The organism is Acinetobacter rathckeae, from assembly GCF_015627125.1.
Lineage (GTDB): Bacteria > Pseudomonadota > Gammaproteobacteria > Pseudomonadales > Moraxellaceae > Acinetobacter > Acinetobacter rathckeae.
The window spans coordinates 62,374-74,891 of the sequence record NZ_VTDO01000005.1 but is presented as its reverse complement, the minus strand read 5'-3'; the positions used below and the strand labels follow the sequence as shown (position 1 = coordinate 74,891).

The following is a 12,518-nucleotide window of genomic DNA, read 5'->3' as shown; positions in this document are numbered from 1 at the left end:
ATAGATAACACGGCTACCGTGTAAGACAATTACTGCTTCTCTGGCAGTTTAAAGTCGGTTACAGACGCTCGTAATGACTCAGCCATATTTGCAAGTTCAGAAACTGATCGAGCCGTATCAAATGTTGCAGCCGTTGTTTGTGTAGTAATGCTTTGTACAACCGTCATCGTATTTTCAATCTGATTTGCTGACACAGATTGTTGTTGAGACGCTTGCGAAATATTACCAATCAGCTGTGCCAATGTATTCGATACTGTTTGAATTTCATCCAATGCGATACCCGCATCTTTTGCAAGATTTGCACCACGTACAACCTCTGTTGTGGTGTGTTCCATTGAAATAACGGCTTCATTAGTATCTGACTGAATGGTACGTACTAAACCTTCAATCTGTTTAGTTGCAGATGCAGAACGTTCTGCAAGACGCTGTACTTCATCAGCAACCACGGCAAAACCTCGACCGGCTTCCCCTGCCATAGATGCCTGAATGGCCGCATTTAATGCCAAGATATTGGTCTGATCAGCAATATCGTTAATCAAAGAAATAATGTTACCAATTTCTTGCGATGATTCACCAAGGCGTTTAATTCGTTTCGATGTTTCTTGAATCTGCTCACGAATGGTGTCCATACCTTGCATAGAACGGTTTACAACATCTGCACCCGTTGATGCAATCTTTACCGAACGCTGTGCAACCTCTGTAGATTCCGTAGCGTTATTTGAGACTTGACCAATAGAAGCCACAATCTCTCGGATTGCTACAGATGCTGTTGAAATTTCATCAGATTGTTTTTTAGCAGCAGCGGTTAAGTTAGTCGTTACATGCTGTGTATTTTGCGAATATTGTGATACTTCTTGTGACGTTTCATTAATTCGAGAAACCAAATCACGGAGTTGGTCAATTGCAAAGTTAATCGAGTCGGCAATTGCCCCTGTAAAGTCTTCAGATACCGTTGCATAATGGCGTAAGTCACCATCTGCCAAGTCTGCAATTTCATCTAAGAGTCGTAAAATTGCAGTCTGGTTTTGATCATACTCGCTTTTTAATTCGGCAAGACGCAACTGATCGTTTTCAGAACGAATTTTAAATAGTTTTGCCAGTGCAATAATGAATGTTAAGAAGCATACTATCAGCAATACACGTGGAACATATACTGTCAATACAGCAGATACAGAAAGCTCATTCAAGCTGTCTAGCAAAGTGTCCGAGTCAGCTAAAATTGCATTTGATGACTTTTGTACTTGTAACAATTTATTACCATCAGCAATCAAAATTTGTGCATCTCTTTGCACAACATCATCATATTTCTTTTTAATCTCTGAAAGGCTCGCACGTAGTTCAGGATCAGCTAACTTCTCAACACCAAAAATCGTTTCACCATCAATTTGCGCATTTAAATAGTTGGCAAATGTTTCACTGGCCTCTTGAAAGTCTGTTGTTGGTGTGGATTCCTCATCACGATCAAGTGCAATACTTTTAACAGGGTCAACCAACTGTGCTTGGCTAATACGTGTCACGTTATGCATTGAACGTAACATACGTTCTGCCAAAACCACTTGGTCTTTTGCAATGTTCACTTGGCTGGTCGGTAACCCTCGTTTGACCATTTCTTTAACCAAAGCGTTATATTGAAATTGCAAACTTGGAACAACCTGATCCATTTCAACAACGGTTTTACGTAAATTATTCAAGACTGGTTTATTATCAAGAATAACTTGTAAGTTTTTCGCCGTATTATACCATTCAGCCTGTACTTTGGCTGTATCACCACTGACTGAAAATGATTTATCAATAACCGTTAAGTTTTTATCAAAGTTTTCACGACTCTGTCTGAGCTTCTGAAATTCAGCATCTGCACCAGTGGCATTGGTTTCAGTGACTTGCTTAGGAATGACTTGAGAAATGAGCTTAAGATCAGCGAGGCTTCGGTTCACAGTATTATTTTGTGCAGTACTGTAAAAAATAAAAAGTAGAACCAGTAACGTGCCAACAATACTAAAAATACTAAGTAGCAATAGTGTTTTAACACCCTTACTGTCACCAAAGCCATGACTTAATTGATTTAAGCGAGCATCTAGTTGTTTAATGATGCCACTCTTACCACTTGCTAGACTTTTCAAGCCCATACAACTCTCCCCCAAAATCTCAATATTCGTGTAACAAATGCATATCTATGTATTTAAGATGGTGTTCACTTGGTAAAAATCTTTCAGCAGTGTACTAAATAAGAAAACGTTCCAATGAATCTGTTTTTGCTTAAAATAGCCATAACAGTATTTTTGTAACTCTGGCTGAAGTGCTTTATTTAAAGCAACAAAACTGGTTGTATGAAAGTGCTGAAGTCCTAACACCTGATCTACAATAAAACCAATATAGTAGTCTTCATGACGCAAACACAATAATTTGTGTTGCCGTGTTAACTTTACTGCTGGGCCTATAAAGTACTCAGAAAGGTCAATTACTGTGAGTAATTGACCTCGTACATTGGCTAAGCCTTTAATCCAAGACTCTGCGTTGGGTACTGATGTCAGATCAGGACAATATAACACCTCACTGACCTCACCCAAAGGAACGACAAATGTCTGTCCTTGCATCTCAAATGCAATACCAGACCATCGATTGGCATCATCTTCTTGTTGATGCTTATTTCCTTGCTTAGTCAGCCGAAGTAATTCTAAAAATCCACTTACTGCCATGGTCTATAAACTCTGATCTTTGAGTTAAACAAGGTTAGCTTGAATCACACCAATCAGTGCATCTTCATCAATAGGCTTAGTCAGGTAGTCTTTGGCACCTTGACGTTTGCCCCAAACTCGGTCTGTTTCTTGATTCTTAGTGCTCACAATCACGACAGGAATATCTTTGGTTTGCTCTGTACGAGTAATTTGACGTGTCGCTTGAAAACCATTAACACCTGGCATGACGACATCCATCAAAATTAAATCTGGCATTTCAGCGGTTGCAAGTGTCACACCATCGGCACCATTACTTGCTTCTAAAACATCATAACCATGTTTGATGAGAATCTCTTTAAAGCGAAATACTTCAGTTGGTGAGTCATCAATAATTAAAATACGTTTCACGTTATCCCCAAACTTAAACTCAAAAGCGTTATTACAAACTTTACTACTTTACATGCGTACGAATTGCATCAAGCAATTCATCTTTACTAAATGGTTTCGTTAAATACTCATCAGAACCTACAATTTGCCCTTTTGCACGGTCAAATAAACTGTCTTTACTTGAAAGCATAATAATTGGCGTATTGCGGTATTGTTCTGAGTTTTTAATTAATGCACAAGTTTGATAACCATCTAAACGGGGCATCATGATGTCAACAAAGATAATATCTGGATTACTTTCGGTAATTTTAGATAATGCTTCAAAACCATCAACAACCGTAACGACTTCAAAGCCTTCTCTTTGTAATAAGGTTTCAGCAGTACGTCGGATTGTTTTTGAATCATCAATGACCATTACTTTAAGACCGTTCATCTTGTCCCCCCCTTCAGTTAAATGATCTCATTCATTCACGCATGATTGGTCAGTTTATTCAACTAGACCTTTACATGCCATGTATTAAATATGCATTTTGTATACGCTTCAATTAATAAATTGCCTTTAAATAAAATAAGACACTCAAAGTGAGACAAGGTTCACAAAAAAAATATGGATAGCAAACCCAATAGATAGTTTCACTCATCTTACTTGGACTTAAAGAAATTAAATTCTCTATCATCAAAAATATAACAGATCAAGTAGCTTAAATGATATATGTAAAAATCGTGTGACACCTATCATTAAATACTTAATTTACATAGCATCAAAATCACTTCATTAAGCAGCAATCTTTAATTGTTGTGTATTATTTAACGCAACAACAAACATATCTAACATCATTGGTTGTTGGTTCTTCATATCCTTCAGTGCAATATCAATACTTGCATACACACCCAAGAGTGTTTTAATGTCAGATGCATTAAGTGGCAATTGTTTTTCAAGACATGTTTCAATAAAACGAGCACTATTTGTTGCCGCTTGGTGAATCGCTTGATGGTCAAAAATAAATTGGGCCGCACCTGCAATTTCATCTAATCGTTTTGGTAATTCAACGATCAGGCTTTGTTCAGGCGTTTCTACATATTGCATTAAGTGGTTTGAACCAGTATCAACCAGTGTTTGTAACTCTTGTGCCAAAGTATCATAGGCATCATCTAAGCGATCTAAAGCAATGTCTTGGTTCATGACTTTATAACGAAGTAAACGAGGTGTTTTTTCTCTTGCATACAGGCGTAAATGGTTTAAAGCACACATTAAACTCTGTATAAGCTGATTCACTTTCTGCTCTTGCTCAATTTGAGTGGGATCTTGTAATAATGATAAATATTGTCCTAAATCATCTGCGATCTCATGCATATTTAAAACACTCAAAATCTGCTTAATGGCCAATGTCTGTTGATATAAAGTACCCAAGCGTTCTGTGCTTAAATTTTGATACTTGATTTCTAGCTCTTGAGAAATCGTAATAATTTCCTCAGCGAGTAAATGTGTAATTGTTCTAACTGTTTCATAATCTGCAGAAAATAACTTCTTACGTAATACACTTAAATCACGATCAGCAATCACATAAATATCGTGGCCTAGTTGTTGTTGTAATTGTTTGGACACTGTTGTACCTTGCGCCAAACAAATATAAATAATATTTGCGACCTCTGCCATGTTTGGTTTAAAACTTGAGTCCCTTAAAAATGAATCAATATTTTTCTCAATTTGCACAAAGGTTCGTAAGCGTGTGATATTTAAGAATACATCATCAATATGTACAAATAACTGATATACCAATTTCCAATAAGAGCCACTTGGCTTGTGCATAGAAAGATAAACCAAGTGCTCACCTACAGCTTTTAATGCATGGTGATTCAGTGTAGATGTATTTTGACGAAATAGCTGTTTTAAGCAAATTTTATACAACTGATAAATATATTCCGAAGATTCTGTCACTTGATGACCATCAAAAGCCACTTCAGGAATATGGTTTAACATCTGCTCTAATGCGGCAGCTTCTGTTGTTTTAGGCAAATTAAGTTGCTGCTCTAATGCATTTAAATCACACAATAAAAACTGAGGAATACTTTTTTCTTCTAAGCAACTAAAGTCTATGTAGCGTTTTGCACTCAATAGCGCATGACTCACAACAAATGAGTCTCGTTGTTTAATATGTTCAGGCGCTTTAGCCATTTTAACAATTAAAAGTGCACTGTACTCAATCACTTTAGCCAGATTATATTGTTTAAGTAGTTGTAAAACCTGCACACATTGATTTAAATGCAACAATGCATCATCAAGCTCTAAAGGTTCTTTACGTTCATCAATCAGACTTGTCACAAGTATTTCAATTTGCTGAATAGATCGTTCTATTTCAGATTTAACCATTAACAGTGAGGTTGGGTTAAAAGATACTGTTGCTTGATCAGCCATGAAAGATACCTATTACGTGAGACAATATGCAAAACATTTTTATCATGTTATAGCATATCTTTAAATAATTCTGAGCTTAAATATCAATAAAACCATGGTTTATTATTGTTTATAAAAAATAATTTACGATAAGACATAAAAAAAGGAAGTCTCTTGTACTTCCTTTTTTATTGAATAATAAATAAACTTATGAGAAATCGAGCTGGTTATCGAATTTTTTTAATACGTGACGTGCCATTGCAAGATTCGCTTTTTTACGGTCTAAAGCAATGTATAAAAACAAATCTTTATTCCCCTTAAGCGGGCGAATAAGGTGATATTGTTCAGCTAACGTAATTAAGATATCTTCAATCGAATCATCTAAACCTAAAGCTCTTGCTACATTGCGTTTTGCACGTACCACCTCTGTGTTACCTGCAGATGCAATATCTATATCTAACCCCGTCCCTTCGGTTGCAAGAGGCATACCACTTTCGCTATCAACTAAAGATGCTGCAATGAAGCCGTCTAACTCATCATTTAATATAGCTAACTTAATTGCCATGTTTTACTACTCCAAAATTAAAGTGCTGCTGATTAATACAACCAACTAAATGCCCTTTAAATACAGTGGATTTAATCCACAAAAATATGTTATTGCAAGTTTAAGAACTCTTTCAAGCAACAATAACAACCTAAAATATAAAACCCTACTTAGTGCATCGTTTTAACTTTATGTCTTATTTTTGTCCTGATTAAATATATTTAGCAATAAAACCATACATTTTTATTAATTAATGCAACACACATCACAAAAAATAGATCAAATATCCTTAAATTATACTCTAAACACAAAAACAAACAACCAAATAAAGTTATTTTTAAATATTAAGCTAATAGTCATTATATTTCCAATACCGTGACACAAACAACAAAACATACTTATAAAGTAATTACTACCTCTACAAATATAAGTTAATACAAAAGCCTAATTATTATTAAGCCATATCAGGCAAATATATTTGACTTTATCTCATAAAAAGTAGAATCTAAAAACTTGTTTGATTAGCTTATAAAAACAACCATGTATCGGCTTATTCAATATATACGACGCTATACCTCCAATGCCCTTTTCATGTATTGCTGGCAGATTTTTATTGTCTTTTTAGGTACAACCCTTGCACTTTATTATCTGGGCTATGAAGAATACATTGTCCCTATAACGCTTGGGACAATTGCAGCTGCACTAACTGACTTTGATGACCGCTTAAGTGTACGACTTCGTAGCTTAGTTTACGTTTGCTGTTTATTTTTTATTACCAGTAGTATTTTAGAAATGTTGGCAACACAGCCAATATTTTTTATTGCTTATTTATCACTATCTAGTGCATTTTTTATTTTACTTGGTAGCCTTGGCCAGCGTTATGCCGCTATTTCTTTTGGCACAATTTTACTGTCTATTTACACCATGTTTGGTCTAGGAGAATACACAACATGGTATTTTCAACCCGCGTGTTTTGTTGCCGGTGCAATTTGGTATAGCTTAACATCTATTATATTTTACTTACTCAAACCAACTTTATTTGTCCAAGACAGTCTTGCACAAACCTTCTCACTCTTATCCAACCTGCTTCATCACAAAGCAAAACTCTTTGATCCTGACAACACAAAACAAGATATAGAACAACGACTCTATGAACTATCTGGATATAACTCAAAACTCGTCCAACAATTAGACATTAACAAAACAGCTCTACTTACCCGACTCAAAGCCTCACGTGCCAATAAAAATACGATCTACTGGCTCAATTTACATTTTTTTGCACAAGACATTCACGAACAAGCCACTTCTAATTATTTAAACTATGAAAAAGTAGGTACACACTTTAGTCGCAGTGATGTCATTTTTCGTATGCAAAAAAACATTCATTTAACTGCAAATGCGTTTGAAGATCTTGCACGTAGTATTTTACAACAACAGGCCTATGACATCTCACAGCAATACACCACTGCCCTATTACAGCTTGAGGACTCTGTAAGAGATTGGATTAAACAACACCCGCAAAATATTGAAGTTAAAAATTTACAGCTTATTTCCAATAATTTACATGGAATTTACGAACAGTTAAAACATCTAAATGATCTTACTATACAACAAAATATTGTAGATACGCAGACACCTGAAAATATCAATTTATTAGATGGTGATATTCAAGACTGGCAAGATCTTGTCTTGAAATTTAAACAGCACCTTACCCCACAGTCCGCTTTATTTCGCCATGCAGTTCGCATTGCTTTCGTTTTTTTTATCGGTTACTTGGTGTCTTTACTGCCATTTGCTAAAAATGGTTATTGGATTTTACTCACCAGTTTATTTGTTTGCCAAGTCAGTTATTTTGCAACCAAAGCCCGTCTAAAAATGCGTACCTTAGGTACAATTTTAGGCGTAATTATTGGTATGCCGATTTTGTATTTTATTCATGATACCCCAACACAGCTCATACTGACTGTAATCTGTGCAGTATTGTTTTTTTATTTACGCGTAAAAAAATATGCGATTGCCACACTCATGGCAACACTTATGGTATTACTCATTTTCAGCATTAAAGGTGCTGCATACGAAATTATTATTCCACGTATTGCAGACACGCTCATTGGCTGCTTTATTGCATGGTTTGCTGTCAGCTTTATTTGGCCCGATTGGCAATGTCGTGATATCTCAAAAAATATTAAAAATAGCGAACGAAGAACCATGGACTACCTTGCAGAAATTAGCCTGCAATATCAGCAAGGCAAAAATAACAGTATGCGTTATCGCACAGCACGGCGTTTTGCACACAATGCACAAACTGAATTAACCAATATGATTTCAAGTTTAAGTGCCGAACCTCACCCAGATCCAGAGCTGATTCATCACGCATTTCGCTATTTAGTATATAGTCACAGTCAACTCAGCTATATTTCAGCACTAGGTGCCCAGCGAAATTTAGTCACAGATACTCAAGTACTGGCACTGATTCAATGGTGTAACGACACCATGCAAAACGTGCTACTGCATGAACAAGGCCTCTCTACAGCACAAATTCATGCCAAAACCATAGAGGTAGAGCAACTCTTTCAACAAGAACGACTGTCTGAACACTTACAATTGGTTTTAAAGCAAATTAATTTATTACTTGAATCATTCCCCGAATTTATTAGCTTGCGTCGCTATCTTTTAGCACGTGATATTAAATAAAAAAGAGGCTCTTGAGAGCCTCTTTTTAAACAGTTACGCCTGTTTACGTTTTTGCATTTCTTTAATCAGAGCACGGCGTGGGAATGTGAACCAAATTAAAATCATCACAATGCTCATAAGCAAATAGGCAGCCATATGAAAGTGCGTATATAACACACGTAAGATTTCTATGCCTGAGAAAAAACACACCATATTTAACATAGACATAGATGCAGCCACCGTACCTTTAGGAAGGTCAGACGATGCAAATGCCGAACGAAATACCACAGAAACTGCAATACCCTCACCAAAGCTAACCAGCGTTAAACCCACCAATAACAAAGGTAAAATCAATGTAGGGAAAATTAATGATGCACTCGCAATCAATGCACCAACCAACATGATTGGAAAGCCAACAAAAATTGTTTTACCCAACTCATAACGATCTACGACTTTAATTAAAACAATATTACCTAAAATCAAACCAGTAAATACAGGCACTTGGAATAAACCATATTGCAAACTAGATAACTTAAGTTCATCGACCAAAATAATTGGAGAAATCGCAATCCATAACATTAATGGCAATACCACCAAAGGCAATGCCACAGCAAGACTTAAAAAATGTGTATCTGCATACACCGCTTTAAAGCCTTTAAATAGTTCAGGCAATGTCTTTTGTTCTACCGCTGTTGGCTTAATTTCAGGCATAGCCTGTTTCAAACCAAACCAACTGAGCAAAGATATCAACGCAATAAAGACAAAACCCCAATGCCAAGAAATATGGTTAATCAGAAAAGCACCCAACACAGGCCCTAAAAGCGGTGCTAAAAGTGACAAATTGGTCATGAGTGCCATGACTTTCACCGCATCTTTTTCTTCAAAGGACTCTTGCACAGCAGCATAGCCTACTGCGGAAACAATGGTTAAACCTGAGCCTTGTAAAAACCGTAGGATTAAAAATTGCGACATGTTTTGTGTAAACATAATAAGTACACAGCACACTGTGAAAAACAACACCCCTGCTAGAAGTACTTTTTTTCGACCATAGCGGTCAGACAATGGGCCAAATAACCATGCTACACATGCCCCGCCAAGCAAATACAATGACATCGCTGAAGGTGCTAAAGTTGTACTCACACCAAAATATTGCGTAATAGGCAACATTGCAGGCTGAATAAGGTCATTACCAATATATGTCGCAAGTTCAAATAGAACCAATGCGAGAGGGAACATTAACGTGGTTCGATTTAATGTTCGTGTAGAAGAGTTTTGCATGTTTATCTAAATAACTGGAGGTTCAGTCATTACCAGCATGTTATATAAAGCATACAGGTAGTCACTGCACATAAAATGATTAAAATATACTCAAATCTAAAGCATGGTGATTGTTGTTTCAAACATCTGAAATAACAACGTAAACACACACATCAGCTCGTTTTGACTGTTTGAAAGTGGCCGAACCTTAGCATATATCTAAATAAAGGTCGAACAATTTTACAACAATCCAATTTTTACTTTTTTCTATTTCACACCACATTTTATATATGTACTACTTCTTATAGAGACAAACATACTCGCCATTAAGCATAAAAGCATGGAGATGTTAAAGACTTAATAAATAGCACAACTTCTTACAACACGAAAATTCAAATAATAAAGCTAGCCAAGCGATGCATGTTTCGCCAAGAAACTAAATCTAGCAGACTCACGTATTCATTTTAGTTGAAAGGCATTCTCTTTACTGTAAAAAATATCTCAAATGAGACTCAGCTAGACCGACTTAAACCAAGTAAAATAAACTTTTATACAATAATATAAACAATACATATAAATTAGACGAAACAGGTAGATCGGTGTATCTTATTAAAATAACAAAGCTTTTAAACAGCATACTTTTAACCTAAACATCGTTTAAACAATGAAGGTTGATGACCAATGACACAACTGTCTACGAATCAAAAACTACAACAATTACGCCAACATATGGAATCTCACCATATTCAAGCCTATATTGTACCGAGTGCAGACCCACACCTATCAGAATACCTACCTGCCCACTGGCAAGCACGTGAATGGCTCTCTGGTTTTACAGGCTCTGTAGGCACATTAGTGGTCACTCAAGAAGAAGCGGGGTTATGGGTCGATGCAAGATATTGGGTTCAAGCAGAAAAAGAACTTCAAGATACCGACATTAACCTAAAAAGGCTTACCGCAGACCCTGATTCACACTACACCTCATGGCTGACCCATAAACTCTCTGCCAATCAAATTGTCGCCATTGATGGTCGAGTCCTTTCACTAACACAATTCGAACAGCTTTCAAAAGCACTTAAAGAAAAAGAAATTGCTTTACACACCATTAAAGACTTGGTTGACCCAATTTGGACAGACCGCCCTGCACTTCCCAAACAACCAATTTATAGCATGCAAGAAGGGCTAAATACCCTATCACTCAAAGACAAAATTGCCGAAGTTTGTCGTTACCTCAATGAACATGGTATAGATGGCCATTTCATCTCAAGTCTTGACGACATTGCATGGTTACTGAACTGTCGTGGCAACGATGTCGAATATAACCCTGTATTTTTGGCTCATCTATACATTGCTAATGACAAAACCACAACGCTGTTTATTGATCAAGATAAGCTTCCTGCCGAAGTCAAAGACATTTTTGATCAAGAACGCATTCACATTCACAACTACGAAGACAGTGCCCGTTTCTTAGCACAATTAGAAACCACAAAAATTCTCATTGATCCAAGTAAAGTCACGCTATATCATGCCCATGCGATTGCAAGTCACATTGAAGTGATTCAAGCAACCAACCCAAGCACCTTTTTAAAAGCCTGTAAAACACCAAGTGAAATAGAGCATATTAAACATGCCATGCTTAAAGATGGTGTTGCACTATGTCACTTCTTTCACTGGCTAGAACAAGCCTTAAAAAATAATGATGCCATTAATGAACTCACCATTGATGAAAAGCTGACTCATTTCAGAGCTCAACAAGAGGGCTTCACAGGCCTAAGCTTCCCAACCATTGCAGGATTTAACGAAAATGGGGCTTTGCCTCACTACCGTGCTACACCAGACGCATTTTCACACATTCATGGCGATGGCTTACTACTCATAGACTCAGGTGCACAATACCACGATGGCACAACAGACATTACCCGTGTAGTCCCGATTGGCACACCATCAATAGAACAGTGTCAAGACTATACCCTTGTGCTCAAAAGTAATATTGCACTCTCACAAGCGGTATTTCCTGAAGGCCTTGCAGCACCACTGCTCGACAGCATTGCACGCCAACCACTTTGGCAACACCAACTTGACTACAGACACGGTACAGGTCACGGCGTCGGTTTTGCACTCAACGTACATGAAGGCCCTCAAAACATTTCATACCACACACCAATCAGTGCAAATGTTGCTATGCGTGAAGGCATGGTGACCTCCATTGAGCCAGGACTATATCGTGATCAACAATGGGGAATTCGTATAGAAAATCTGGTTGCCAACATCTTGGTTGCTACAGAGGATTACGGCTACGGATCATTCTTAAAGTTTGAAACACTGACACTCTGTCCGATTGATACCCGTTGTATTCAAAATGATTTGATCACAGCACCTGAAAAAGCTTGGCTTAACCAATACCATGAACACGTAAGAACTGTGCTTGGTGAACACCTTGAAGGTGATGTGAAAGCATGGCTCATTGAACGCACTCAAGCGATTTAACAACACATAAAATTGCCCTTACAATACAATATTGTAGGGGCTTTTTTTTATGACCCTGCTGATCTCAGATGCCATGACCCACACTAAAAAACTAAACCCT

Annotated in this window: 9 protein-coding genes; 2 read left to right on the top strand and 7 right to left on the bottom strand. The window is 37.0% G+C overall.

The genetic code is table 11. The features are described 5' to 3' along the window. Positions 1 to 29 precede the first annotated feature (29 nt). The 6 genes from I2F31_RS09365 to I2F31_RS09340 all read right to left on the bottom strand — a co-directional run bounded on the left by I2F31_RS09365 (position 30) and on the right by I2F31_RS09340 (position 6,022). Positions 30 to 2,126 (bottom strand): methyl-accepting chemotaxis protein, encoded by a 2,097-nt coding sequence (locus I2F31_RS09365; protein ID WP_195768928.1) that lies wholly within the window; start codon positions 2,124 to 2,126, stop codon positions 30 to 32. Between the two features lie 45 nt (positions 2,127 to 2,171). Further along, positions 2,172 to 2,696: a chemotaxis protein CheW gene (locus I2F31_RS09360; RefSeq protein ID WP_195768927.1), complete on the bottom strand. Its 525-nt coding sequence runs from the start codon at positions 2,694 to 2,696 to the stop codon at positions 2,172 to 2,174. A 24-nt stretch (positions 2,697 to 2,720) separates the two neighbouring features. Further along, positions 2,721 to 3,083, bottom strand: coding sequence for a response regulator (locus I2F31_RS09355; RefSeq protein WP_195768926.1), 363 nt, complete (start codon positions 3,081 to 3,083; stop codon positions 2,721 to 2,723). A 43-nt stretch (positions 3,084 to 3,126) separates the two neighbouring features. After that, on the bottom strand, positions 3,127 to 3,495 hold the full coding sequence (pilG, locus tag I2F31_RS09350) for a twitching motility response regulator PilG (RefSeq protein WP_195768925.1): 369 nt from the start codon (positions 3,493 to 3,495) through the stop codon (positions 3,127 to 3,129). Positions 3,496 to 3,837: 342 nt separating this feature from the next. Further along, entirely contained in the window at positions 3,838 to 5,478 is a 1,641-nt protein-coding gene (locus tag I2F31_RS09345; protein WP_195768924.1) for a hypothetical protein, read from the bottom strand. Between the two features lie 187 nt (positions 5,479 to 5,665). Continuing rightward, positions 5,666 to 6,022, bottom strand: a complete 357-nt coding sequence (locus tag I2F31_RS09340) for a roadblock/LC7 domain-containing protein (protein WP_195768923.1) — start codon at positions 6,020 to 6,022, stop codon at positions 5,666 to 5,668. Between the two features lie 519 nt (positions 6,023 to 6,541). Here I2F31_RS09340 and yccS point away from each other — a divergent pair. Next, positions 6,542 to 8,695, top strand: coding sequence for a YccS family putative transporter (gene yccS / locus I2F31_RS09335; RefSeq protein ID WP_195768922.1), 2,154 nt, complete (start codon positions 6,542 to 6,544; stop codon positions 8,693 to 8,695). A gap of 33 nt (positions 8,696 to 8,728) precedes the next feature. Here yccS and I2F31_RS09330 read toward each other — a convergent pair whose 3' ends face one another. Then, entirely contained in the window at positions 8,729 to 9,952 is a 1,224-nt protein-coding gene (locus I2F31_RS09330) for an MFS transporter (RefSeq protein WP_195768921.1), read from the bottom strand. 660 nt (positions 9,953 to 10,612) lie between these two features. On the opposite strand from I2F31_RS09330, the gene I2F31_RS09325 reads away from it, so the two are divergent. Continuing rightward, a complete protein-coding gene (locus I2F31_RS09325) occupies positions 10,613 to 12,418 on the top strand; it encodes an aminopeptidase P family protein (protein ID WP_195773815.1) in 1,806 nt (601 codons plus the stop codon). The last annotated feature ends 100 nt before the right edge of the window (positions 12,419 to 12,518 follow it).